General features: G+C 61.8%; 23 protein-coding genes. 17 read left to right on the top strand and 6 right to left on the bottom strand.

What is annotated here, in order from left to right; all coding sequences use genetic code 11:
- The first annotated feature begins 32 nt into the window (after positions 1 to 32).
- The 4 genes from I0K07_RS08925 to ccmI are packed head-to-tail and all read left to right on the top strand — an operon-like array spanning position 33 to position 3,842.
- Positions 33 to 2,018: a heme lyase CcmF/NrfE family subunit gene (locus tag I0K07_RS08925; RefSeq protein WP_203292525.1), complete on the top strand. Its 1,986-nt coding sequence runs from the start codon at positions 33 to 35 to the stop codon at positions 2,016 to 2,018.
- Positions 2,015 to 2,557 (top strand): DsbE family thiol:disulfide interchange protein, encoded by a 543-nt coding sequence (locus tag I0K07_RS08920; protein WP_203292523.1) that lies wholly within the window; start codon positions 2,015 to 2,017, stop codon positions 2,555 to 2,557. Before I0K07_RS08925 ends, I0K07_RS08920 begins: the two co-directional genes overlap by 4 nt.
- Positions 2,554 to 3,024: a cytochrome c-type biogenesis protein gene (locus I0K07_RS08915; protein WP_203292521.1), complete on the top strand. Its 471-nt coding sequence runs from the start codon at positions 2,554 to 2,556 to the stop codon at positions 3,022 to 3,024. The genes I0K07_RS08920 and I0K07_RS08915 overlap by 4 nt, the downstream gene beginning before the upstream one ends.
- Entirely contained in the window at positions 3,021 to 3,842 is an 822-nt protein-coding gene (gene ccmI, locus I0K07_RS08910) for a c-type cytochrome biogenesis protein CcmI (RefSeq protein WP_203292519.1), read from the top strand. The genes I0K07_RS08915 and ccmI overlap by 4 nt, the downstream gene beginning before the upstream one ends.
- Here the strand turns inward: ccmI and I0K07_RS08905 are convergent.
- Positions 3,839 to 4,078, bottom strand: a complete 240-nt coding sequence (locus I0K07_RS08905) for a hypothetical protein (protein WP_203292517.1) — start codon at positions 4,076 to 4,078, stop codon at positions 3,839 to 3,841. The genes ccmI and I0K07_RS08905 overlap by 4 nt on opposite strands.
- Positions 4,079 to 4,433: 355 nt before the next feature.
- Between I0K07_RS08905 and I0K07_RS08900 the strand changes: the two genes are divergently transcribed.
- The 9 genes from I0K07_RS08900 (at position 4,434) to I0K07_RS08860 (ending at position 14,132) form a co-directional block, all read left to right on the top strand.
- On the top strand, positions 4,434 to 5,342 hold the full coding sequence (locus I0K07_RS08900; protein ID WP_203292515.1) for an acyl-CoA desaturase: 909 nt from the start codon (positions 4,434 to 4,436) through the stop codon (positions 5,340 to 5,342).
- A gap of 204 nt (positions 5,343 to 5,546) precedes the next feature.
- The gene (locus I0K07_RS08895; protein ID WP_203292513.1) at positions 5,547 to 6,713 is read left to right on the top strand and encodes an acyl-CoA dehydrogenase family protein; all 1,167 of its coding nucleotides are present in this window, start codon (positions 5,547 to 5,549) and stop codon (positions 6,711 to 6,713) included.
- Positions 6,714 to 6,741: 28 nt separating this feature from the next.
- Entirely contained in the window at positions 6,742 to 7,881 is a 1,140-nt protein-coding gene (locus tag I0K07_RS08890; protein ID WP_203292511.1) for an acyl-CoA dehydrogenase family protein, read from the top strand.
- A 23-nt stretch (positions 7,882 to 7,904) separates the two neighbouring features.
- On the top strand, positions 7,905 to 8,699 hold the full coding sequence (locus tag I0K07_RS08885; RefSeq protein WP_203292508.1) for an SDR family oxidoreductase: 795 nt from the start codon (positions 7,905 to 7,907) through the stop codon (positions 8,697 to 8,699).
- Between the two features lie 56 nt (positions 8,700 to 8,755).
- A complete protein-coding gene (locus I0K07_RS08880) occupies positions 8,756 to 9,994 on the top strand; it encodes an acyl-CoA dehydrogenase family protein (protein ID WP_203292506.1) in 1,239 nt (412 codons plus the stop codon).
- A gap of 6 nt (positions 9,995 to 10,000) precedes the next feature.
- Positions 10,001 to 11,713 (top strand): class I adenylate-forming enzyme family protein, encoded by a 1,713-nt coding sequence (locus tag I0K07_RS08875; protein WP_203292504.1) that lies wholly within the window; start codon positions 10,001 to 10,003, stop codon positions 11,711 to 11,713.
- A complete protein-coding gene (locus I0K07_RS08870) occupies positions 11,713 to 12,171 on the top strand; it encodes a MaoC family dehydratase (protein ID WP_203292502.1) in 459 nt (152 codons plus the stop codon). The genes I0K07_RS08875 and I0K07_RS08870 overlap by 1 nt, the downstream gene beginning before the upstream one ends.
- Before the next feature lie 28 nt (positions 12,172 to 12,199).
- Positions 12,200 to 13,120, top strand: coding sequence for an SDR family NAD(P)-dependent oxidoreductase (locus I0K07_RS08865; protein WP_203292500.1), 921 nt, complete (start codon positions 12,200 to 12,202; stop codon positions 13,118 to 13,120).
- Between the two features lie 37 nt (positions 13,121 to 13,157).
- On the top strand, positions 13,158 to 14,132 hold the full coding sequence (locus tag I0K07_RS08860; RefSeq protein WP_203292498.1) for an NADPH:quinone oxidoreductase family protein: 975 nt from the start codon (positions 13,158 to 13,160) through the stop codon (positions 14,130 to 14,132).
- Positions 14,133 to 14,208: 76 nt separating this feature from the next.
- Here the strand turns inward: I0K07_RS08860 and I0K07_RS08855 are convergent, their stop codons facing one another.
- Entirely contained in the window at positions 14,209 to 14,562 is a 354-nt protein-coding gene (locus I0K07_RS08855; protein WP_203292496.1) for a DUF805 domain-containing protein, read from the bottom strand.
- 170 nt (positions 14,563 to 14,732) lie between these two features.
- Between I0K07_RS08855 and I0K07_RS08850 the strand changes: the two genes are divergently transcribed.
- On the top strand, positions 14,733 to 16,103 hold the full coding sequence (locus tag I0K07_RS08850) for a M28 family metallopeptidase (protein WP_203292494.1): 1,371 nt from the start codon (positions 14,733 to 14,735) through the stop codon (positions 16,101 to 16,103).
- Positions 16,096 to 16,659 carry a hypothetical protein gene (locus I0K07_RS08845; RefSeq protein WP_203292492.1) on the top strand — a complete coding sequence of 188 codons (564 nt, stop codon included), beginning with the start codon at positions 16,096 to 16,098 and terminating at the stop codon, positions 16,657 to 16,659. The genes I0K07_RS08850 and I0K07_RS08845 overlap by 8 nt, the downstream gene beginning before the upstream one ends.
- A gap of 35 nt (positions 16,660 to 16,694) precedes the next feature.
- Here the strand turns inward: I0K07_RS08845 and I0K07_RS08840 are convergent, their stop codons facing one another.
- The 4 genes from I0K07_RS08840 to I0K07_RS08825 form a co-directional block, all read right to left on the bottom strand.
- The gene (locus I0K07_RS08840) at positions 16,695 to 17,009 is read right to left on the bottom strand and encodes a hypothetical protein (RefSeq protein WP_203292490.1); all 315 of its coding nucleotides are present in this window, start codon (positions 17,007 to 17,009) and stop codon (positions 16,695 to 16,697) included.
- 132 nt (positions 17,010 to 17,141) lie between these two features.
- The gene (locus I0K07_RS08835) at positions 17,142 to 18,269 is read right to left on the bottom strand and encodes an SO2930 family diheme c-type cytochrome (RefSeq protein ID WP_238934701.1); all 1,128 of its coding nucleotides are present in this window, start codon (positions 18,267 to 18,269) and stop codon (positions 17,142 to 17,144) included.
- A gap of 2 nt (positions 18,270 to 18,271) precedes the next feature.
- The gene (locus I0K07_RS08830) at positions 18,272 to 19,504 is read right to left on the bottom strand and encodes a parallel beta-helix domain-containing protein (RefSeq protein WP_203292725.1); all 1,233 of its coding nucleotides are present in this window, start codon (positions 19,502 to 19,504) and stop codon (positions 18,272 to 18,274) included.
- A 130-nt stretch (positions 19,505 to 19,634) separates the two neighbouring features.
- A complete protein-coding gene (locus tag I0K07_RS08825) occupies positions 19,635 to 20,102 on the bottom strand; it encodes a winged helix-turn-helix transcriptional regulator (protein ID WP_203292486.1) in 468 nt (155 codons plus the stop codon).
- 279 nt (positions 20,103 to 20,381) lie between these two features.
- On the opposite strand from I0K07_RS08825, the gene I0K07_RS08820 reads away from it, so the two are divergent.
- Both I0K07_RS08820 and I0K07_RS08815 read left to right on the top strand, forming a co-directional pair.
- Entirely contained in the window at positions 20,382 to 21,302 is a 921-nt protein-coding gene (locus I0K07_RS08820) for a bile acid:sodium symporter family protein (protein WP_203292484.1), read from the top strand.
- A 53-nt stretch (positions 21,303 to 21,355) separates the two neighbouring features.
- A complete protein-coding gene (locus I0K07_RS08815) occupies positions 21,356 to 23,131 on the top strand; it encodes an N-acyl-D-amino-acid deacylase family protein (RefSeq protein WP_203292482.1) in 1,776 nt (591 codons plus the stop codon).
- The last annotated feature ends 33 nt before the right edge of the window (positions 23,132 to 23,164 follow it).

Here is a 23,164-nt window from a genome sequence, read left to right as displayed (position 1 = left end):
ACCTGCGGGCTTTCCCGTAAGAAGTCCCCCGCATGATTGCAGAACTCGGGCAGTTTGCCCTCATCCTGGCCTTTGTTGTCGCGCTGGCGCAGTCCGTCCTCACCCTGGTGGGGCTGAAGCTCCGTGACCCCGTGATTCACGCATACGCCCGCGCCGGTGCGCTGACCCAATTCGTGCTTCTGGCCGCGGCCTTTGCCTGTCTGACCTTGTTGTTCGCGGTGTCCGATTTCTCGGCCCTCGTGGTGGCCGAGAACTCCCACACGGACAAGCCTCTGATCTACAAGCTGACCGGTGTCTGGGGGAATCATGAAGGCTCCATGCTGCTCTGGTCGGTAATCCTGACAGCCTATACCGCCGCGCTTGCTCTCGCGGCCAAACCCGTGGAGGCGCGGCTTGTCTCGCTGACCTTCGCCGTCCAGTCCCTGGTGACGTCTGCCTTCACGGCTTTCCTGATTTTCACCTCCAACCCCTTCGCCCGGCTTTGGCCGGCGCCGGAGAATGGACAGGATCTCAATCCGCTGCTCCAGGACCCGGGGCTCGCCTCGCACCCGCCAATGCTCTATGCGGGCTATGTCGGCTTCTCGATTACGTTCGCCTTTGCGGTTGCCGCGCTCATTGAAGGGCGCGTGGATGCCCGCTGGGCGCGGATCGTGCGGCCCTGGGCGCTGACGGCCTGGACCTTCCTCACCATCGGCATCGCCCTGGGGGCCAGCTGGGCCTATTACGAGCTGGGCTGGGGCGGCTGGTGGGCCTGGGACCCGGTCGAAAACGCCTCCCTCATGCCCTGGTTGGCGGGGACAGCCTTCATCCACTCCCTGCGGGTGATGGAAAAGCGCGACACGCTGAAGGCCTGGACGATCCTGCTCGCCCTGCTGACTTTCTCGCTTTCACTGGCGGGCGCGTTTCTGGTGCGTTCAGGCGTGATCACCTCGGTGCATGCCTTCGCCGTCGACCCGGCGCGCGGTGTCTTCATTCTGGCCATTCTGATCGTCGTGATTGGCGGTTCGCTGGCCCTGTTCGCCCTACGGGCCGGTCATTTGCGGCCGACAGGCGTATTCTCGATCGTCAGCCGGGAAAGCACGCTGCTGGTCAATAACCTTTTCATCGGCGCGGCCTGTTTCCTGGTCTTCTTCGGGACCTTCTATCCGCTCTTCGTCACGACCGTGTCCGATGAGACGATCACGGTGGGGGCGCCTTTCTACAACGCGACCTTCAACCCGCTGATGGGCGTTCTGATCTTGCTGGTCCCCATTTCAGGCATGCTGGCCTGGAAGCGTGGAAAGCTGAAACGCATCCTGCGTCTCCTGACGCCGGCAGCGATGGCGGCGCTGGCGGCTGCGGTACTGGCCTTCTGGATTGCAGATCGCGTGCGCATTGCAGGGGCGCTTGGTACGGGCCTGGCCGTCTGGGTCGGGATTGGCGTGCTGATCGATCTGGCCCAGCGTATCAAACTGTTCGATCTGCCCCTTGGAGCCAGCCTGACCCGTGCCCGCAATCTGCCTCTGGGCATTTGGGGCATGATTGTCGCGCATCTCGGGCTGGCGGTGACCATATTCGCGATTACCGGCGTGAGTGCGTGGAAGCAGGAAGCCAGCGCCTTCCTCATGCCAGGCCAGTCCATGCGGATGGGGGCCTACACGCTGACCCTGGACGATGTGCAGCGCCAGGACGGGGCCAATTATATCACCGAGATGGGGCAGTTCAGCGCCGCGCGGGGGCAGCGTCCCATGGGCGAGATGGTGGCTGAGCGCCGCTATTATCCGGTGCGCCAGATGTCCACCACGGAAAGCGCGATCCGTACGCGCCTGACCGGTGATCTCTATGTCACCATCGGTGAGCCTGTTCAGGATCGCGGGTGGCCTGTTCACGCCTATGTGTATCCATTTGCAGTGTGGCTCTGGATCGGCTCGGCCATTCTGGCGCTCGGGGGCTTTCTGTCGATTGCCGACCGTGGCCGCCGGGCGTTGATTGCGCGCAAGGACAAGGCTGCGGCCGGGTCTGATGAGGTGCAGGCATGAGCCGTCTCGTACTCTTTCTGCCGCTGGTCCTGTTCGCCGTAATGGCGGTCTATTTCGGTATGGGTCTGCGTGAAGACCCGTCGGAAATTCCCTCGCAGCTGATTGACCGCGAATTGCCTGCTTTCGACCTTCCGGCGATTTCCGGCGATGTCGAAGGCCTGTCCAATACGGATCTGGTGGGGCAGGTGAGCCTGCTCAATGTGTTCGGATCCTGGTGCCCGCCTTGTGCCGTCGAGCATCCCATGCTGATGCAGATCGCCCGCAGTGGCGTCGTGCCGATCTACGGCATCGACTGGAAAGACCCGCCCGGCGCCGGTTCGGCCTGGCTGGAACGCAATGGCAATCCCTATCAACGCGTCGGCGATGACGCGTCCGGCCGGACGGCGATTGATCTGGGCATTACCGGCGCTCCGGAAACCTTCATCATCGATCATCTTGGACGTGTGCGTTACCGCCATGTCGGCGTGATCACAGAACAGGTCTGGACCGACAGGCTGCGCCCACTGGTCGAACATCTTCAGGCGGAGGCCGCAGAATGAAAGCCTTCCTGAGCGCCCTTCTGGCCCTGTTCACCCTGACCAGCCTGGCCCTGGCATCGCCGGGACCAGACGAGCGGCTGGATGATCCGGCGCTCGAAGCCCGGGCCCTGACCCTGTACGCCCAATTGCGCTGCGTGGTCTGCCAGTCCCAAAGCATTCGCGACTCCAATGCGCCGCTGGCTGAAGATATGCGGGCTGTCGTACGCGAGCGTCTCCTGGCCGGGGAAAGTGATGCCGAAGTGCTGGACTATCTCCAGGCGCGCTATGGCGACTATGTCCTGATGATGCCGCCGCTGCAGGCAAATACGCTGGGCCTTTGGCTGGTCCCGGCCCTGGTCTTCTTGGGCGGAGCTGCGGGGCTCGTGATTTTCGTGCTGAGTCAGCATGGGCGGGGTGGCGAAGATGAAGATGACGGCCTTGATTCCGAACGGGCTCGGGCGCTGGACGAGGAAGAGGGGCTGTCATGATCTGGGTGCTGATTGCGATCCTGGCCAGCCTGGCGGTTCTCGCTCTGGTCCTGCCGGTGATGCGCCGGGACAGTGCCGACGTGACACGCCGGGGGCTCGGCGTGTTTGCCGGACAATTGGATGAGTTGAAACGGGACCTTGAACTGGGTCTGGTAGAGCCGGAGGCGGCCCAGGCCGCGGAGCGCGAGATCCGTCGCCGCGAGGCGGCTGCCGAGGCCATCGGTCCGGACGCTGAAAGTGTCCGGCCAGGTTTGCGACTATCCCTCATCCTGTCCAGCGTGGCCGCATCCATGCTGGCAGTCGTCATCTATATGGCGATCGGCAGCCCGTTTCTGGTCGGGCGTGAGGCGCCCGCACAGCCGGAAATGCCACAGGAAATCCAGGCCGTGATGGCCGAGATCGATGCGCTGGCAGCTGATCTGATGGCCAATCCGGACAATCCGCAGGGCTGGGCGGTTCTGGGCCAGGCCTACACGACACTGGGCCGCTATAGCGAAGCCGTTGTCGCCTTCGAGAACGCCATCAATGGTGTGCCGGACAGCGCTTTCCTGTTTTCCGCCCTGGGGCAGGCCTATCTGTTCGAGGCGCAGGGCACCGTCACGCCGGCAGCGCGCGAAGCCTTCTCGCGGGCGCTGGATCTGGACCCGACGGATGTGCGGGCCCGCTTCTTCCTCGCTGAAGCGCAATACCAGTCCGGAAATAGAGAAGCAGCGCTCGCCGCATGGCAAGCGCTGCTAGAGGATGCGCCAGATGACGCGGGGTATCGCCCAATGATTGAGGATCGTCTGGCTGCAGCGCGGGAAGCGCCGGCCGACTAGACCTGGATGCCGTCCTGTTCGTCGTCGTCCTCGCGCGTCTCTTCGTTGCGCTTGGGACGTTCGCCGTCACTCAGGGCCCAGTTGATGAAGTATCCAAGCTGGCGCTCGGCTTCCAGGTAGACATTTTCGGGAAGATTGGTGCGTTCGGCGACATCCGAACGAACGGCCTGCGGTGTGAGGGCAAAGGTCGCCCCGACCATGGCCAGTCCTCCAAGAACAAACATGCTGCCGCGCATCGGTGCCTCCCCAGGCCGTGAATCGAGCATTGCGTATGCTTACGAAAGCGTAATGTCGGACGGGGGTCTATCGCGAGAAACGATAAATCGTCGTTTTTTCGAGCAAATCGGGCAGCGGATACACGCTCTACGGCTCCCGATGGACCGCAAGCTACTCATCCTTGTACGGATTTCGTGCCACGAAAAAGCCCGATTCTGAACGGTATTCACTTATGAGCCCGGGGAGGGAATCGATAACCTTTGCTGCACCCGACTCCGGCTAGGATCAGAATCATAATTGACCCACCGCCCGGGAGACCGGACATTGCGGCCGGGTCGCAGGACCCGACAACCGAATTCTTGACGAGTGAACCCCATGAATCTTGACCGACGGATCGTTGCGCGCTCCGAGGCCATTTTGAAGTCTTGGAAGACTTTGAACTGGGCCAGCGCTTTCTCCGCCTTCATCTATCCCGCGCTCGGCGTGGCTCTGCTCACCACCATGCTGATTCTCGGCCTGGCGCTGAACGGGCTGACCCTGCACTGGTGGTATGCCCCGATTTGCCTGGGCGTTGTCGCCTTCACCATTTTTCTGTGCAATCAGGGCATCGGTCCGCTGCACCGGATCTGGCAGCACCGCGCCGGTGAGATCAAATGGCCGGCCCAGGTGTTGATCATGTTCAACTGCATCCTGGCGATGCAGGGCTCGCTGCGGGACTGGGTGAACTACCACTCCCAGCATCACCGTTTCGCCGACAAGCCGGGTGATCCGCACAATCCGTTCGAGTCCAAACGCTGGGCCTGGGTTGGCTGGATCCTGTGGCGCGACGAGAAGGATCTCGCCCGCCCCATGCCGATGTGGCTCAAGGATAATGCGGTGGTCCGCTTTGCCGACCAGTTCCACATTTCCCTGTCCCTGATCATGCACCTCGCCGTGCCCGCCGTGATCTATCTGATCGTGGCGCTGAGCGGCGGTTCGCTGATCTTCACGGCCCTGATCCATGCTTCGGTGATCATCGGCCGGGCCATCCAGTTCCACGCCACCACGCTGGGTGTGAACGTGTTCGGCCACCTCAAAACGCCGCTCTGGTTTGATTACGTCCTGGCGCTGCTCACGGGCGGTGAGGCTCTGCACGATCATCACCATGATTACCCGCGTTCCGCCCTGCACCTTCCCAAGAAGGGAATCTGGAACCGGATCGTCGATTACAATGGCACCATGCTTCTGGTCCTGCGCCGTCTCGGCCTGGCCAAGAATCTGGAAATTGCGCCGCAATTTGCCTGATCTTCCGGATCAGACTTCGCATACTTGAAAGCCCCGGCCCATCGGCCGGGGCTTTTTCGTTTGTGCAGGAAGGGCTGGACAGCCTGCGACCATAAATCCGCTGAAATCGCCGCATCTCCCCATGGACGGTTTGCTGCAAGGGCGCTAACGTCTTCGCAAGTGCATCATACCGAATGCTCGAAAAATAGACGGAAGGGGAGTCGCATGGCTGATCTTGAAGCATTCCGCCAGGAGGCGCGGGAGTGGCTTGAGGCCAATTGTCCCGATGAAATGCGCCAGCCAATGCAGTCTGAGGCTGATGCGGTCTGGGGTGGCAAAAAGTTCAAGTTTTCCGAACCGCAAAAACTGTGGCTTGACCGGATGGCCGAAAAAGGCTGGACGGTGCCGGAATGGCCGACCGAATATGGCGGTGGCGGATTGTCCAAGGAAGAAGCCAAGATTCTGCGCGAGGAAATGCGCCGCATCAATGCGCGCGTCCCGCTGCAATCTTTCGGTATCTGGATGCTCGGCCCGGCTCTTCTGAAATACGGCACGCACGAACAAAAGCTGGAACACCTGCCGCCGATCGCGCGTGGCGAGATCCGCTGGGCGCAGGGCTATTCCGAGCCGAATGCCGGTTCTGATCTGGCCTCCCTGATGACCAAGTGCGAGGACAAGGGCGACCATTACATCGTCAATGGCCAGAAGATCTGGACCTCCTATGCCGACAAGGCCGACTGGATCTTCGTCCTGGTCCGCACCGATTTCGAGGCGTCCAAGCACAATGGGATTTCCTTTATCCTCGTCGACATGGATCAGCCTGGCGTCACGACCAAGCCGATCAAGCTGATCTCCGGGGCCTCGCCCTTCTGCGAGACCTTCTTCGACGATGCCCGCGCCGAGAAGCACAATCTCGTCGGCGAGCTGAATCGCGGCTGGGATGTGGCGAAATATCTGCTCACGCACGAACGCGAGATGATCGGCGGCATGGGCTCCGGCGGCATGCGTCCGATGGGCGATGTCGCGGTCCAGCAGGTGGGCCTCAACGAGGCCAGTCAGCTCGCAGATCCCTTCCTGCGCGCTGACGTGGCCCGGGCCGAGATCGACGGCATGGCCTTCATGTTCACCATGGAACGCGTGGCCGACGAGGCGAAAGCCGGGCAGGGCACGGGCGCCAATTCTTCCGTGCTGAAATACTATGGCACCGAATTCAACAAGCGCCGCCTGGAGCTGATGATGGACAGTTCCGGTTCCGAGGGCCTGGAGTGGGGTGGCGAGGAAGACGTCGCCCGGGGCTGGCTGCGGTCAAAAGGCAATTCGATCGAGGGCGGGACGAGTGAAGTCCAGCTCAACATCATTGCCAAACGCATCCTGCAATTGCCGTCTGCCTAAGACGCACCACTCAACGGAGAATTGACCTATGGCCATGGTGCTCAATGAAGAAGCCGGCATGCTCAAGGATGCCGCCAAGGGATTCCTGACCGACAGCGCGCCGGTCAGCCAGTTGCGCAAACTGCGTGATGAAAAGTCTGAAGACGGTTTCGACCGCAAAACCTGGTCCGCCATGGCGGAGATGGGCTGGACCAGTGTCCTCGTGCCGGAAGCGCACGGCGGGGTGGAAATGGGCTATGTCGCTGCGGGCGTCATTGCTGAGGAAATGGGCCGTACGCTGACCGCATCGCCCTTCCTGTCCACCGCCATCATGGGCGCGACGGCGTTCAGCCGGTTCGGATCGGATGCCCAGAAGTCGGAATGGTTGCCGCGGATTGCGGCTGGTGATGCGATCACGGCCCTTGCGGTCGACGAGAGCGGCAAACACAGCCCGTCCAAGGTCACTGCTACGGCAGAACGCTCGGGCAATGGGTTTAAGCTGAACGGCAAGAAGACCTTTGTCGCCGAAGGTCATGTCGCCGACATGCTGATCGTGTCGGCGCGCACCGCCGGCAGCGAAGCCGAGGCCGAAGGGATCACGCTCTTCCTCGTGCCGCGCGATGCCGCCGGCGTCGCCGTCGAGCGCAGTGACATGGTCGACAGCCGCAACTCGGCCCGCATCACGCTGGACAATGTCGAGGTTACAGCCGACGCGGTGCTGGGTGAGGTCGATGGGGGGCTGAAGGCATTGGAGGGCATTCTGGATGCCGGCCGTGCAGGCCTGTCCGCGGAAATGTCCGGCTCGGCCCAGCAATGCCTGGAAACGACGGCGGACTATCTCAAGGAACGCAAACAGTTCGGCGCCATTATTGGCACCTTCCAGGCGCTGCAGCACCGGGCGGCGCATCTCTATTCGGAGGTCGAACTGGGCAAGTCCATCGTGCTCAAGGCCCTGCAGACGCTGGACGTCGCGCCGGACCATGCCGCGCTTCTGGTCTGCGCCGCCAAGGCCAAGATGGGGCAGGTCGCCCAGCTGGCTACCCAGGAAGCCCTGCAGATGCATGGTGGGATCGGCATGACGGACGAGTTCGATATCGGCTTCTTCATGAAGCGTGTTCGCGTGGCTGAGGCGCTCTACGGAGACGCCAATTTCCACGCCGACAAATTCGCCCGCATGCGTAATTATTGATCCACGAGATCGGGGAGAGATCGATGGATTATACGGGAAAAGTTGTTGCCATTACCGGCGGGGCTCGCGGCATCGGCTATGCCATGGCGATGGCCTTTCATGACCGCGGTGCCAAGATCGCGCTGGCGGACCTGAACGGTGCGGAAGAGGCTGCCAAGGATTTCGGCGGCGTCGGCGCCACAGTGGATGTGACGAAGGAAGCCGATATCGAGGCCTTCCTGGACATGGTCGAGGCCGAACTCGGCCCGGTCGACGTCTATGTCTCCAATGCCGGAATCCTGCGCACGGATGAACCCAGCTGGGATGCTGCAGGCGCGTCAGACAAGGATTGGCTCGACAGTTTCCAGGTCAATGTGATGGGCGCAGTTCATGGTGCGCGCCAGGTCTGGCCGCGCATGAAGCCACGCGGGGGCGGCATCTTCGTCCTCGTGGCCTCCGCTGCCGGTCTGCTCGCCCAGATCGGTGCGACGTCCTATACCGCGACCAAGCATGCCGCCGTGGCTTTCGCCGAAAGCCTGGCTGTCGCCCATGGTGATGACGGCCTGCAGGTCGTGTGCGTCTGTCCGCAGGCGGTTCGTACGGACATGCTGGGCAATAGCGAGAGTGATGGTGGCATCGCCGGCGCGGACGGGATCAAGGAGCCCGCCGACGTGGCCAATGAAATGCTCGCGGCGATCGAGGAAAAGCGCTTCCTCGCCCTGCCGCATGATACGGTGGCCGGATACGAACAGGCCCGGGCCGGTCAGCGGGATCGCTGGCTGGGCGGAATGCGGAAATTCCGCCGCATGATGATGGGCGATCGGGGCCGTCCGGTCTGATCACGCCGAATACACACAGAAACCAGTGACGAGAGAGACGATAAGGGGAGTTGAATATGGATCTTGGTGTCAGCGAAAAAGTGAAGCCGCTTATCGATCAGGTTCGCGCCATGGTGCGGGACGAGATCATGGAAGCCGACGTCGAATATCATGGCGAAGTCGGCCGCGAGGGGGATCGCTGGTCCTTCACCGCCCGCCAGACGGAAATCCTGGAAGGCCTGAAAGCCAAGGCCCGTGAGCGCGGCCTATGGAATTTCTGGCTCACTGACAGCTCTCGTGGCTATGGTCTCTCCACCGTGGAGTACGCTTACCTAGCCGAGGAAATGGGCTGGTCCCCGCTGGCTCCGGAAGTGTTCAACTGCGCCGCGCCGGACACCGGCAATATGGAAGTCATCGAGCGCTACGGGAATGAAGAGCAGAAGGCCAAATACCTCAAGCCGCTGCTGGAAGGTCAGATCCGCTCCGCCTATCTGATGACCGAGCCGGACGTGGCCTCTTCGGACGCCACCAACATTGCCTTTGATGCCAAGCTCGATGGCGATGAGTGGGTCCTCAATGGCGAAAAATACTGGTCCTCGGGCGCTGGCGACCCGCGTTGCGCCGTCTACATTCTGATGGCCAAGACGGAAGGCGATGACGCCCCGCGCCATGGCCGCCACTCGCAATTCCTCGTCGATGCCAAGACGCCTGGCATCGAGATCCTGCGTCCGATGATGGTGTTCGGCCATGACGACGCACCGCACGGCCACATGCATATCCGCTTCACCAATGTGCGCGTGCCTAAGGATGCGCTCATCCTCGGCCGTGGCCGGGGTTTCGAGATCTCACAAGGTCGTCTCGGGCCGGGCCGGATCCACCACTGCATGCGCGCCATCGGCCAAGCTGAACGGGCCCTGGAACTCCTGTGCCGCCGCTCGCTGAGCCGCGAGGCTTTCGGCAAGCCGCTGGCCAAGCTGGGTGCCAATTACGACATCATCGCCGAGCGCCGCATGGCGATTGAACAGGCCCGTCTGCTCTGCCTGAAAGCCGCCTGGATGATGGATCAGGGCGATCCGCGCGCTGCGGCACCGTGGATTTCCCAGATCAAGGTGATCGCACCGCGGGTTGCGCTGGATACCGTGGACGAAGCCATCCAGATGCATGGCGGTGTCGGCGTGTCCCAGGATACGCCGCTGGCCAGCATGTGGACCGGTCTGCGCACGCTGCGCTTTGCGGATGGTCCCGATGCCGTCCACCGCATGGTGATCGGCCGCAAGGAACTCAAGCAATACATCAACGAATCCCTGGAGGGCTGACGACTCATGGCCCAACGCAAACCCGCGCCCCCCAGGGCACAGCTTGAAGCCATCGCCAAACAGGTCACCCAGGCCGAGGAAGTGCTGAATGTCGGCGAGACGGATGTTCTCGGCGTCAAACAGCTTGCCTATGTCAACGCACCGCCGGACCTGCGCTTCCTGCTCGCCAAATGCCTGGAGCATGGCGATGCGGAAGCGGTCGTGTTCGAGGATCAGCGCTGGACCTTCAACGAGCTGGCGGGCAAGTCCGTCGCCGTGGCCAATGGTCTGATCGAGAAGCATGGCGTCACGCCGGGAACGCGTGTGGCCCTGGCCATGCGCAATTCCCCGGAATGGATGGCCGTCTTCCTCGGCGTGCTGGCAGCCGGTGGTGTCATCGTGCCGATGAATGGCTGGTGGACAAGCGAGGAAATGGCCTTCGCGCTCAAGGATTGCGAAGCCAAGATCGTGATCGCCGGCGGCCGCCAGATCGAGCGTATCCGTCCCCACAAGGACGCCCTGGGGCTGACCCTGATCGATGGGCGCGGCGGAGCCGAGGATGTCGACGATACGCTGGCAGCCGTGATGGCGGCCGGTGCCGGCAAGCCCTTGCCGGAGATCGAAATCGATACCGACAGCGATTTCGCGATTTTCTACACGTCCGGTTCGACCGGTAAGCCCAAGGGTGCCGTCCTGACCCAGCGCGGGGCGGTGACGACCATCCTGTCCTTCGCCCTGCTGGGCGCGGCCCTGCGTCTGGCCAATGGCGACCAGGATTTCACCGATGGCACGCCCAGTATCCTGGTCTGCCTGCCGCTCTTCCACTGCACGGGTTCGCACGCCGTCTTCATGCTGTCGGTCTTTTCCGGCCGGAAAATGGTGCTGATGCGCAAATGGGACCCGGCCGTTGCCGTGGATCTGATCCAGAAGGAGAAGATCACCGATGTGACTGGCGTGCCGACCATGTCGCACGAGATCGTGCTGGAAGCGGAGCGCCGAGGCGTCACGCTGGACAGTCTGCAGAGCCTGGGGACCGGTGGCGCCAAGCGTCCGGAAGCCCATGTGAAGAAGATCAACGAGGTCTTTCCGCAAGCCTGGTCCGCCTCGGGCTATGGCCTGACCGAGACCAATGCGCTGGGCACCTATAATGGTTTGGCGGAATACCAGGCCAAACCGGGTTCGGCGGGCGCACCGCTGCCGGCGGTGACCTTCATCAAGACGGTGGACCCTGAGGGCAATGAGACCCCGGTGGGCGAACCGGGCGAAGTCTGGATCCAGTCTCCGGCCGTGTTCCGCTGTTATCTCAACCAGCCTGAAGCAACCGCCGATGTCCTGACCGAGGATCGCTGGTTCCGCACGGGCGATGTCGGCTATATCGACGAGGACGGTTTCCTCTTCATCGTCGACCGTATCAAGGACATGGTCCTGCGCGGTGGCGAGAATGTCTCCTGTCTTGAGGTGGAGGGCGCTCTGGCCAAACACCCCGACATTCAGGAGGCCGCCGTTATCGGCGTGCCGGACGAACGTCTCGGCGAGACGGTGGGTGCAGCCCTTTACCTGCGTGAAGGGGCGAACCTGTCCGATGAGGACATTCGCGCCTTTCTCAAGCCGCACCTGGCGGCTTTCAAGATTCCCGAAACGATCTGGCGCATGGACGAACCGCTGCCGCGGGGCGGAACGTCGAAGATCGACAAGCCGGGACTTCGCAAAATGCTTCTGACGGACAAGGAGAGCACGTAATGGCCGTAGTGAAGGCACAGGACCTGGCCGGCATGGTCGGCCAGGAAGTCGGTGTGTCCGACTGGATCGAGATTGACCAGGAGCGGATCAATGTGTTCGCCGATGTCACCGAGGACCATCAATTCATCCATATCGATGAAGAGAAGGCCAAGATGACGCCGTTCGGCGGTACGATCGCTCACGGCTTCCTGACCCTTTCCATGCTCTCGGCCCTGGCCAGCGGGACTTCGCTGGTCATCGACGGCATCCAGATGGGCATCAATTACGGCTTCGAGAAAATCCGCTTCCTGCAGCCTGTGCGGGCCGGGAAGAAGATTCGCGGCCGGTTCACCCTGGCCGAGGCGACCGAGCGGAAGCCGGGCCAGTGGATGCTGAAATATGCGGTCTCCGTGGAGATCGAGGGCGAGGAAAAACCGGCCCTGATGGCCGAATGGCTGACGCTTCAGATCGTCGGCTGACAACCAATCGAGTGAAGGGGACACCCGCATGAGTGAAATTCGTTATGACGGCCGTGTGGCCATTGTCACCGGCGCCGGTCTGGGTTTGGGGCGTTGCCATGCCATGGCGCTGGCAGCCCGTGGTGCCAAGGTCGTGGTCAATGATCTGGGCGGCTCGGTCGATGGCGCCGGCTCCGGTTCGGCGGCGGAAGATGTGGCCGAGGAAATCCGGGCCGCGGGTGGCGAGGCCATCTCGCACAAGGCCAATGTGACCAAGGCCGACGAAGTCGCCGACATGGTCGCCCAGGCGATGGACAAGTGGGGCCGTATCGACGTGCTGGTGAACAATGCCGGCATCCTGCGCGACAAGTCCTTCTCCAAGATGGAACTCAGCGATTTTGAAATGGTCGTCGACGTCCACCTGATGGGCTCGGTGGTCTGCACCAAGGCTGTCTGGGAGATCATGCGCGAGCAGAATTACGGCCGCATCGCCATGACCTCGTCTTCCTCGGGCATTTACGGCAATTTCGGCCAGTCCAATTACGGTGCTGCGAAAATGGGCCTGGTCGGCCTGATGAACACGCTGCACCTGGAAGGCCAGAAATACGACATCCGCGTCAACTGCCTGGCCCCGACGGCCGCGACGCGCATGACGGAAGGCCTGCTGCCGCCGGCCGCCCTGGAGCTGATGAAGCCGGAAACCGTGGCCACGGGCCTGGTCTTCCTGGTTTCCGAGGATGGTCCCTCGCGCACCATCCTTTGCGCCGGTGCTGGTGGCTTCGCTGCGACCAAGATCTACGAGACCGACGGTATCTATCTGCCGCCGGAAGAGCTGACGCCGGAAAATGTCGCGGCCCAGTTCGACGCGATCCTGGACCCGTCCGCCCAGAAGGAATTCACCACGGGTGGTGAGCAGACGATCAAATTCCTCACCAAGGCTGCGGCCCATCACGGTGTGAAACTGGGCTGATCGCCCGGACCTGACAGCAAAGAGACGGAGGTCTCCTATGAAAGCGCTTCTGTGCCGGGAATTCGGACCGGAAAAGAACATGACCGTGGAAGAGGTCGCGGACCCGCAAATCAAGCCGGGTCATGTCCTCATTGATGTGAAGGCCGGCGGGCTCAACTTCCCCGACCTGCTGTGCGTACGCGGCCAGTACCAGTTCAAGCCGGAACTGCCCTTCGTGCCCGGCACGGAAGGGGCGGGTGTCATCGCTGAAGTGGGCGAGGGCGTTGAAGGCTATGCGGTGGGTGACAAAGTCATCTTCCGCGGCGCGACCGGCGCTTTTGCCGAAAAGGCTGTCTGTCCGGCCGAGGCCCTGACGAAGTTTCCCGACAGCATGTCTTTCGAGGCGGCTGCCGGTCTCACCATCGTCTACGGCACCTCCTATCACGCACTCAAACAGCGGGCCGAACTCAAGCCGGGTCAGACCCTGCTGGTGCTGGGTGCGGCTGGCGGTGTCGGCCTGGCCACGGTGGAGCTGGGCAAGGCAATGGGCGCCAAGGTCATTGCGGCAGCCTCCAGCGACGAAAAGCTGGCCGTCTGCAAGGAGCACGGCGCGGATGAGGTCATCAACTACTCCACCGAAGACCTGAAGGCCCGGACCAAGGAATTGACCGGCGGCAAGGGTGTGGACGTGATCTATGACCCGGTCGGTGGCGATTACTCTGAAGCGGCATTCCGCGGCATTGCCTTCGGTGGCAAGCATCTGGTGATCGGCTTTGCAGCCGGCGACATTCCCAAACTCCCGCTCAATCTGCCGCTTCTGAAAGTGGCCAGCGTGGTGGGTGTGTTCTGGGGTGCCTGGGCCGGTGCCATGCCGGGCGAGCACGTCAAGAACATGGAAGAAATGTTCGCCATGTTCGAGAAGGGCCAGATCAAGCCGCACGTCGCGGGCACCTACAAGTTCGAAGACTTCCTGGCTGCATTTGACGAGCTGTCGGGGCGTCGTGCGATCGGCAAGGTCGTTCTGGTGCCCTGATCCCGATCAGGAAACCAGACACAAAAAATAGGGCGGTCCCGCAGGGCCGCCCTTTCTTTTTGTTGGCGGGGTGCGCCTAGGCCCCTTTCGGATTGGGACCGTATTTGTTGGAGCCGGACTCGCTGTCGCCGACATAGAAGATGATCAGCACGATCGCACCGACCAGCGGGATCAGCGCAATGAACATCCAGAAACCAGACCGGCCTGTGTCGTGCAGGCGGCGGACACCCATGGCAATACTCGGCAGGATGGTGGCCAGCGTGGCCAGGCCGCCCAGAAGATAGGTGCCGATAATTCCGTCAATAATGCCGGCCACAACGCCAAGCAGGAAGGTGAACAGGATCCAGAACCAGTACTCGCTCCGGCGGGCGCGGCCCTGGAAATTCACGTAGTTGGAAAAGCCGCTTTTTACGGCGTCGACGAAGCCCATATGCTCCCCCCATGTTGAATTGCAGGATTACTGTGTTCCCGTGTGCGGCGAAAAAGCAAGCGCCATAACGTGGTTGTTGGGGAAAACTCCTCGCAGGCAGGCACAGTCTGCGCCTTGACCTCGCTCTCTGTCGGCCCACACTCCGGTTAGCTCAATTGGGGAGTCTCGTGATGCGTCATCTTTTTGCTCCGGCCCTTCTGGCCTGTCTGTCGGCACCGGCCCTGGCCCAGACCCAGGCTCCGCCATCGGAGGTCCTCGCCGTGCATGATTACGTGGCAGCGGTGTCCGCGGACCGGATCGAAGCGGATATCCGGACCCTGGTGGAATTCGGCACGCGTCACACGCTATCGGAAACGGAAAGTGACACGCGCGGCATCGGTGCGGCCCGGCGCTGGATCTTTGACGAATTCGAGCGCATTTCCGCGGAATGCGGTGGCTGCCTGGAAGTCATGTATGTCTCTGACACGATCTCCGGTGAGCGCCGCATCCCCGAGCCGACTGAAGTTGTCTCCGTCATTGCCATTCAGCGCGGCCGGATCGATCCGAACCGCTATGTCATGATGTCGGGCGATATCGACAGCCGGGTCACGGATCCGCTTGACGGAACATCCGACAGCCCCGGCGCGAACGACAATGCTTCCGGCATGGCCGGTGTGATAGAGGCCGCGCGTGTCCTTTCGCAGCACGAGTTCGATGGGTCGATCATCTATGCTGGCCTGTCCGGGGAAGAGCAGGGCCTGTTCGGCGGCCAGATCGTGGCGGCCCATGCCTTGGAAGAGGGCTGGCGCATCAAGGGCGTGCTCAATAATGACATGATCGGGAATATCTCGGGCATTAATGGCGTCACGAACAATACGACGGCCCGGGTGTTTTCCGAGGGGACACGCGATGTGGAAACGCCGGAAGAGGCGCGCATCCGCCGCTTCACGGGTGGTGAGGTCGACAGCCCGTCCCGCAATCTGGCGCGTTTCGTGGACCGCACAGCCGATCAATACATCCCCAATCTTGATGTGATGATGGTCTACCGCCTCGACCGGTTCGGACGCGGCGGTCACCACCGCCCCTTCAATGCCGTGGGCATTCCGGGCGTGCGGATCATGGAGACCAATGAGCATTATGATCGCCAGCACCAAGATTTGCGCACCGAGGACGGCCGTCCTTTCGGGGATACGCTCGACGGGGTCGATTTCGATCATGCGGCGCGTCTGACCTCGCTGAATGTCGCCGTGATGGCGCAGATGGCAGGGGCGCCGCCATTCCCATCTGATGTGACGATCGAGGGGGCGGTGCAGCCGTCCACGACGCTAAGCTGGACCGCGGCCAGCGGCGAAGCCGCCGAAAACCTCGCCGGCTATCGCATCTACTGGCGCCTGACGGACCAGCCGCAATGGCAGTGGAGCCGTTTTGTTGGCCGGGTCGACAGCTTCACGCTCGAGAATGTGGTGATCGACAATTACTATTTCGGTGTGTCAGCAGTGGCGCTGGACGGTTCGGAAACCCCGGTCGTCTTCCCGGGGCCGGCGGGGTCGTTCGGTGAATAGATCCTCGCGGGCTTTTGCGGCTTGCCTTCTGGCAGCCTGCTGTTTGGCACCGGTCTCAGCCAGTGCGCAAACGACCGATTCCGAGCTTTCCGAGCCGGTTTCCTGGAACCTGTCTGACCTCATGACGCCTGAAACGGGGCGCTTTGCGGTGACCAATTGGGTGATGAGGGGACCGGGCCAGAGTGTGGAGCTCGACTTTCTTGTCGACACCCGCCCGGTGCTGGATGGGCAAGGCATCCGAACGGTCTGGCGTGAAGCCGGGACAGGTCGCTTTTTTGGGGAGCTGACACGGACGCAGGACCCTGAAACCGGTGAGCTGGTTCAGCATTGGTATGCGGCCAACGGACAGGTCTGGTCGCAAACCCGCCGCCGTATTGAAATCGTCGCGGGCGGGTATGACGAAGCGTTTGAGGGAGAGGATCCGTTCGGGGCGTTTGAGGCGCGGGTCAGAACGCGCCACGGGCCGGACGGGTATCGCTGGACGATTGAGCGCCGCTATCCCGGAACGGACTGGTTCGTCGTGGATCGGGGCGAGGCTGTACGCTTTGAGGAATGACGGGCGGACACCGGTCCGCCCGTTGGAAATCCGGATCAGCCGCGCGGCACGATCGTGTAGGTGACGGTCACACCCATGGTCGGGTTTTCCGCGTCCCAGGTGTCACCCAGGCCCAGGCCTTCCTGCAGGGGCTGGCAGCCGCCTTCGCCCGTGGAGCGCTGGACGCACAGGTCGGAGCCCTCCAGCCACCAGGTGCCTTCCACGCCAATCGTGGTCGTGTACGTACCGTCTTCATTAAAATAGGTGATGTAGGAGCCGGCGCTGGTCGAGATTTCCAGCGCATTCTCGACCAGGATATCGGCTGCGGAGCCTTGCAGCAGAATGGCCATCGCCATTGTCGTGACAATCATGATTTCCCCCTTGGAAATGTGGTTTGGAAGTCCGGACCGGTTGTTCTGTTTTGGGTCCGGAGGCGGAACGCTACGGCAAAGACTTCGCCTGCTCAATGAAGAAAATTGAGAAATTCGCGTGACAGGCGAGGACTAGCCGTCACTGCCGCACTGCGTCTCCATACGGGCAATCCAGTCAGTGATCAGGGCGATGCCTTCCTCATGCCGGACGCTGCGTCCCAGCTCCGGCATCATCGAGCCGGGATCATTGATTTCCAGCCGGTAGACCAGGATGGATTCTTCAGGATGTCCCGGCTGAATGCCGAAGCGCCGTCCGCCGGTTCCGCCCCCCGCCGCAATCGGCAGTTTGCACAGGCCCAGATTGGGGCCCTCCGGCGCGTCGGCATTGAGGTGCAGGCCGGATGTGTCCGCCGGGCCAACCGGGTTGTGGCAATGCGCGCAATTGATGTCGAGATAGGAGCGGGCCCGGTCATTCAGCGGTGCATCCGGATCCGTATAGACGGCCGCTTGCGGCGTGTCCGCTAGATCAGGGTGTCCGTCCAGATAGCCGGCATTCACCAGCGCGATGAGCTGGTTCTGCGTGCCGGTACCATAATCGTAGTCACGATTGATATGCCGTGCTGCCGGGCCGATCGGCTGGATCTGGCGCGTCGTGTTGTTGATGGCATGGCAGCCGGCACACTGATTAGCATTGGGCACGGCATAGGGCAGGGCCTGGCGCTCGCCATCCTCGCTGACCAGGGTGAAATGCTGCAGATCGCCGGCGCGGCGGAGCTCGGCATCCGTCTGCGCGTCATTCCAGACATAGGGCAGGGCCAGCCAGCCAGTTTCCCGGTGAACAAGAACCCGGGTCTCCACCAGATGGATGTCAGCGAGATCCAGACCGTCCGGTCGCCACCCCGGCGCCCGTGACGTGGTTTGCAGAACTTCGCCCGGCGTTTCACCGCGCGGATAGTAGAAGGTTTTGGTGATCACCGTGCCGACCGGAAAGTCCAGGACGTCTCCCTCGCGATATTCCGCGCTGACCCCCTCGGGCATCCAGATCGTGCGTTGCTTGTGTGCGTAGTCGGAGAAGAGCGGCGTGTTGAGGTCATAGGGCAGGACGCCCTCCGACAGGGTCAGGCTTGCTCCGTCCGAGACCATCATGCCCCAATCGCTCAGCAGGGGCGGATTGCCTTCTGCGATGAAGCTGGGTGTCGCCGTGCGCGGGCCGCCACAGGCGGCCAGCAACAGGGACAGCGCGATCAGTCCGAACCGCATGATCATTCAGCCGCGAGCGGCAGGTCCACGGCGGGCAGGGGCGGCAGTGAGCATTGGTGTTCATCCGTCACCACGGACGGATTGGCATAGCTGTTTGGGCCGTCCGCATTGACCAGTCCGGCCTCGCCATTGTCGAGGCAGATACGGAGTTCGGCCGGCATTTCACCATCGACCATTTTCTCCGCGTCATAATACCCGTCCCACAAAACGTCGGGCATTCGGCCGAGCGGGCCGGCGACGACAAGCTTCAGGCCCTGCAGATCCAGACCGTCCGGATTATTGCCACCGCCGGAGAAGGCATTGCCATGGATATGGATGCCTTCGGGATAAGGATCGAAATCCTCCTGCACGGCGTAGTCGGAATAGCCCGTGGAGTGGAGCGAGGAGATGATGATGTTGGCGGTCCGGTTGTCGGCGATCTGATTGTCGAAAATCTCGACCTGGTCATTGGAGTTCACGACAATGCCCGATCCGGCCGGGATCGAGGCGACCGGCGTGCCTTCATGGCCGAAATTGCCGGTATTGTTGGCAAAGACGTGATTGTTGTAGACGCGCGTCCAATAGCCCGGCTGGGGCAGGTTGGGCATGTTGAAGACCAGGATGCCGCCGGTGTTTTCGGTGGCGACATTCTCATAGACGTCCGCTCCGATCGTGTTCTCGATCTCGATACCGGCGACATTGCGTTCCGCCCGGTTCCGGCGGACCACAACATTGCGGGACTGGCCCACATAAATGCCGGCATCGGCAGCACCGATGGCGATGGAATTCTCGACCAGCACATTCGTCGTCTGCACCGGGTAGATGCCATAGGCGCCGTTATTCGTGTCCGGACCATTCGTCCATTCCACACGCACGCCGCGGATGATGATGTTCTCGCCCTCATTCACTTTCAGCCCATCGCCGACCGTGTCTTCGATCGCGAGGTTCTCAATGGTGAAATCGCTGGCGGTCACCAGCAGGCCTTCAGCGCCCTGGGCCTGGTCCTGGAAGGAGAGAATGGTGCGGTCTGCGCCCTGGCCACGAATTGTCACGCCGTCCACCGTCAGGCTGAGCGAGCGGTCGAAGGCGAACACGCCTTCGGGAATCTCGATCACATCGCCCGGCTGCGCGTCGATGAGTTGTTCGATCAACTGGCTCTGGTAATCGCGGTCGGCGCTGGCGAGGTCCCGCTCGGCAGGACCGCCGCATCCGGTGAGGGCCATTCCGGCCAGGCTGAACCCGGCCAGTGCCCACATGGCGTGGTGCGTGTTCACAATCAACTCTCCCCGTCTGAGCCCTTTTTACAGGGCTTCAGACTAGGAGTGAACAATGTTCATGTCGATTCGGGAAGCGTCTGCCAAGCGGGGGCAGGCGGTGAGGCGGCGGTTAGCCAGCCTCGCGCATGGAGCCCGAGCTGCGCTCACGGGAGCCCAGTTCGCGGTGCGTGACTTCCTGGCCGCTTTCATTGGCGACCTGGATGGGAGCCAGCGTTTCTCCGGTGCGATTATCGAAGACCTCGATCGGCACGTCGCCATCGCCATAGATCCACTTGTCGCCCCATTGCTGCATGGCCATGAGGATCGGGAAGAGAGCTTCGCCGCGCTCGGTCAGGACATATTCCTGACGCTGGCCGCGGACGCCGACTTCTTCACGCACCATGATGCCATTATCGACAAGCTTGTTGAGACGGTCGGTCAGGATGTTCTTCGCAATTCCCGTGCTTTCATGGAAATCTGAAAAACGGCGAGCGCCTTTCATGGCGTCACGGACGATCAGCAGCGTCCACCAGTCCCCAACCTGGTTCAGGGTTTGTGCGATAGCGCACGACATTTCATCGAAACGTTTCCGACCCATTCGAAGGTCCCCCAAATCACGGCTACTGCCCAAGTAGCCTTTTGGATTGATACGCGAAACCAAACGAAATCCCGGCCCTGGCCCTCGGGGTCTCATCTGGTCTACTCAAACAGACTAGCCCTCATCGGGCGGGTCTGCGCATAAAAAAATGTCCAGACAGAATACATGGTCGAACCGTTTTGGCGAGCCCCTCATTGGAATGACAACCATTTGCATCTGACCTAGGCTCGTAATGGTTCAAAGAAAAAAATTTATAACGTGTTGATAGGGCGAGGATTTATGACCCCGGAAGAAATCGATTCCCTCAGGGTAATAGTTGATGACCAAACACGGCTTGCCATGGCGGTCATCCTGGTCGGCATGATGTTCACCGTCGCGCTCGGCTTGCGTGTCAGTGATTTTTCGAACGTCCGGAATGCCCCGGGTCGGGTTCTTGGCGGGGTTTTGACCCAGATTCTGGGCCTGCCGATTCTCACACTCGGCCTGATTCTCCTGTTGCAGCCGCCGGCGAGCATCGCTCTGGGCATGATCGTTGTCGCCTGTTGCCCGGGCGGTAATGTCTCCAATCTTCTGACAATGTTTTCCCGCGGAAATACGGCCTATTCGGTGAGTTTGACCGCTATCTCCAGCGTCATTTCTGCCGTTTTGACGCCGGTCTCGATCTTCGTCTGGTGCTCGGTCTACGGCCCGACCGCAAGCCTAATCGACCGTCTTGATGTCCAGCCGGGTCCCTTCATCACGCAGACGGTCGGCCTGCTGGCGATTCCCCTGGTGGCCGGCATGCTGGTGGCGGCGCGCTTTCCCGGGCCGGCGGCGCGGATCCGCCAGGTCCTCATGCCGCTCGCCATGATCGGGATAGCCGTTCTCATTGTGGTCGGTGCCGCGACCAATTGGACGATCATCGTCCTGTCCGGCGCCATCATCATCCCGCTCACCGTCATTCATAATGCCGCCGCCTTCGGCCTGGGCAATCTGTCCGGCCGGCTGATGCGGCTTGATGGACCGCATCGTCGCTCGCTGACTTTCGAGGTCGGGATCCAGAATTCCGGTCTTGGCCTGCTCATCCTACTCAGCCAGTTCGAGGGGCTCGGCGGGGCCGCCGCCATCACCGGCATGTGGAGTTTGTGGCACCTGATTGCGGGAAGCGCACTTGTCGGCTTGTTCCGGCTGCTCGATTGGCGGACAGTGAAATCATCCTGAAACACGCGCCCAAAAGAGGTGCGGGATAACAACCAGAACGGGGAGGTCAGACCATGTATGATCTGAAAATCACAGGCGGAATCCTGCATGATGGGTCCGGTGCGCCGGGCCGTGTCGCGGATATTGCCGTCAAGGACGGGCGCATTGCCGCCATCGGTTCGGATCTTGGCGAGGCGGCGCGGACGATCGACGCCACCGGCAAGATCGTCACGCCGGGTTTCATCGACATTCACACGCATTATGACGGCCAGGCGAGCTGGGATGACGAGCTGCGTCCTTCCATCGATCATGGCGTCACCACGGCCATCATGGGCAATTGCGGCGTCGGTTTCGCCCCGGTCCGCGAGACCGACCATGACAAGCTGATCAAGCTGATGGAAGGCGTGGAGGATATTCCCGGCACGGCGCTCCATGAAGGCCTGACCTGGGACTGGGAAAGCTTCCCCGACTATCTCGATGCGCTGGCGAAAATCCCGCGCACGATCGATATCGCGGCCATGCTGCCGCATGATCCGCTGCGCATGTATGTGATGGGTGATCGCGCTGTCTTCTCCGAGCCGGCCAATGATGACGACATTGCCCAGATGCGCCGCCTGACCCGCGAGGCGCTGGAAGCCGGTGCGATCGGGTTCGCGACCGGACGGTCCGATGTCCACAAGACCTCCGACGGGGACTGGACCCCGTCCTCGGAATCCACGCGCGAGGAACTCACCGGTATTGCCAAGGCATTTGACGGGCTCGATTTCGGCGTCGTTCAGGCTGTCTCCGATTTCAATCTGGAGCGGGGCGAGCAGGATTTCGACGAGGAATGGGAGATTATCGCCGACTACGCCAAGGCGTCCGGCCGGCCTTTCTCCTTCTCCCTGATGCAGCGGGATTTCGCGCCGGATCAATGGCTTAAACTGATCGAGCGTACCGAGAAGCTCAAAGCCGAGGGCGTGGATGCCCGCATGCAGGTCGCGCCGCGCGCCATCGGTGTCTTCCTGGGCTTCAACTGCACCTTCCACCCCTTCATGGGCTATCCGACCTACAAGACGATCGCGCACCTCTCCCTGGAAGAGCGGGTCGCGAAGATGAAGGATCCGGAATTCAAGGCGAAAGTCCTGGCCGAGAAGACTGACAAACTGTCCGGACCAGGCTCGTCCGTTCCGCCGCTGGCTGATCTCCTGATGGAGCATATCGAGTTCGTGGCGGAGAAATTCTTCCAGCTGGGCGATCCGCCGGACTATGAACAGCCGCCGGAAAATTCGCTCGCCGCTCGGGCCCGGGAGAAGGGCGTGCCGCTGATGGAGATGATCTATGACACCCTGCTGGAACGCGAGGGTCACGAGCTCATCTATCTGCCGCTCTATAATTACACCGAGCTCAATTACGACAATGTGCTCAAGATGATGGAGCACCCCCAAGCGCTTTACGGCCTGTCCGATGGCGGTGCCCATGTTGGCACGGTGTGCGATGCCTCCATGCCGACCTACATGCTCACCCACTGGACTCGCGACCGCAAACGCGGCCGCAAGCTGGACCTGCCCACCGTGGTCAACATGCTGACCGGCCGTCAGGCCGACTATCTGGGCATGAAGGATCGCGGCTATCTGCGTGAAGGGCTCAAGGCCGACATCAATGTCATTGATCTCGACCAGCTCCAGTCCGAACCGCCGCACATGGAGCAGGACCTGCCCGCCGGCGGTCAGCGTCTCCTGCAGGGTGCGCGCGGATATGACGTCACGCTCGTGTCCGGTGAAGTCGTGATGGAAAAGGGCCAACTCACCGGTGCCCGTCCGGGTACGCTGTATCGCGCGGGTCAACATGCGGCCGTCGCGGCGGAATAGCCTGTCCAAGATTTAATCCCACGGACGCATCCG

It is taken from the genome of Maricaulis parjimensis (genome assembly GCF_016817355.1).
In the GTDB taxonomy this organism is placed as follows: domain Bacteria; phylum Pseudomonadota; class Alphaproteobacteria; order Caulobacterales; family Maricaulaceae; genus Maricaulis; species Maricaulis parjimensis.
The sequence above is the reverse complement of the archived record's forward strand: the minus strand, read 5'-3'. Positions and strand labels throughout refer to the sequence as shown.

Excerpts from the sequence above, each read along its gene's own strand:
- I0K07_RS08815 (WP_203292482.1), top strand. The coding sequence starts at position 21,356 with ATGTATGATCTGAAAATCACAGGCGGAATCCTGCATGATGGGTCCGGT.
- I0K07_RS08900 (WP_203292515.1), top strand. The coding sequence starts at position 4,434 with ATGAATCTTGACCGACGGATCGTTGCGCGCTCCGAGGCCATTTTGAAG.
- I0K07_RS08855 (WP_203292496.1), bottom strand. The coding sequence starts at position 14,562 with ATGGGCTTCGTCGACGCCGTAAAAAGCGGCTTTTCCAACTACGTGAAT.
- I0K07_RS08830 (WP_203292725.1), bottom strand. The coding sequence starts at position 19,504 with ATGTGGGCACTGGCCGGGTTCAGCCTGGCCGGAATGGCCCTCACCGGA.
- I0K07_RS08925 (WP_203292525.1), top strand. The coding sequence starts at position 33 with ATGATTGCAGAACTCGGGCAGTTTGCCCTCATCCTGGCCTTTGTTGTC.
- I0K07_RS08870 (WP_203292502.1), top strand. The coding sequence starts at position 11,713 with ATGGCCGTAGTGAAGGCACAGGACCTGGCCGGCATGGTCGGCCAGGAA.
- I0K07_RS08915 (WP_203292521.1), top strand. The coding sequence starts at position 2,554 with ATGAAAGCCTTCCTGAGCGCCCTTCTGGCCCTGTTCACCCTGACCAGC.
- I0K07_RS08920 (WP_203292523.1), top strand. The coding sequence starts at position 2,015 with ATGAGCCGTCTCGTACTCTTTCTGCCGCTGGTCCTGTTCGCCGTAATG.
- I0K07_RS08880 (WP_203292506.1), top strand. The coding sequence starts at position 8,756 with ATGGATCTTGGTGTCAGCGAAAAAGTGAAGCCGCTTATCGATCAGGTT.
- I0K07_RS08905 (WP_203292517.1), bottom strand. The coding sequence starts at position 4,078 with ATGCGCGGCAGCATGTTTGTTCTTGGAGGACTGGCCATGGTCGGGGCG.
- I0K07_RS08825 (WP_203292486.1), bottom strand. The coding sequence starts at position 20,102 with ATGGGTCGGAAACGTTTCGATGAAATGTCGTGCGCTATCGCACAAACC.
- ccmI (WP_203292519.1), top strand. The coding sequence starts at position 3,021 with ATGATCTGGGTGCTGATTGCGATCCTGGCCAGCCTGGCGGTTCTCGCT.
- I0K07_RS08835 (WP_238934701.1), bottom strand. The coding sequence starts at position 18,269 with ATGCGGTTCGGACTGATCGCGCTGTCCCTGTTGCTGGCCGCCTGTGGC.
- I0K07_RS08840 (WP_203292490.1), bottom strand. The coding sequence starts at position 17,009 with ATGATTGTCACGACAATGGCGATGGCCATTCTGCTGCAAGGCTCCGCA.
- I0K07_RS08865 (WP_203292500.1), top strand. The coding sequence starts at position 12,200 with ATGAGTGAAATTCGTTATGACGGCCGTGTGGCCATTGTCACCGGCGCC.
- I0K07_RS08850 (WP_203292494.1), top strand. The coding sequence starts at position 14,733 with ATGCGTCATCTTTTTGCTCCGGCCCTTCTGGCCTGTCTGTCGGCACCG.
- I0K07_RS08860 (WP_203292498.1), top strand. The coding sequence starts at position 13,158 with ATGAAAGCGCTTCTGTGCCGGGAATTCGGACCGGAAAAGAACATGACC.
- I0K07_RS08875 (WP_203292504.1), top strand. The coding sequence starts at position 10,001 with ATGGCCCAACGCAAACCCGCGCCCCCCAGGGCACAGCTTGAAGCCATC.
- I0K07_RS08890 (WP_203292511.1), top strand. The coding sequence starts at position 6,742 with ATGGCCATGGTGCTCAATGAAGAAGCCGGCATGCTCAAGGATGCCGCC.
- I0K07_RS08885 (WP_203292508.1), top strand. The coding sequence starts at position 7,905 with ATGGATTATACGGGAAAAGTTGTTGCCATTACCGGCGGGGCTCGCGGC.
- I0K07_RS08820 (WP_203292484.1), top strand. The coding sequence starts at position 20,382 with ATGACCCCGGAAGAAATCGATTCCCTCAGGGTAATAGTTGATGACCAA.
- I0K07_RS08895 (WP_203292513.1), top strand. The coding sequence starts at position 5,547 with ATGGCTGATCTTGAAGCATTCCGCCAGGAGGCGCGGGAGTGGCTTGAG.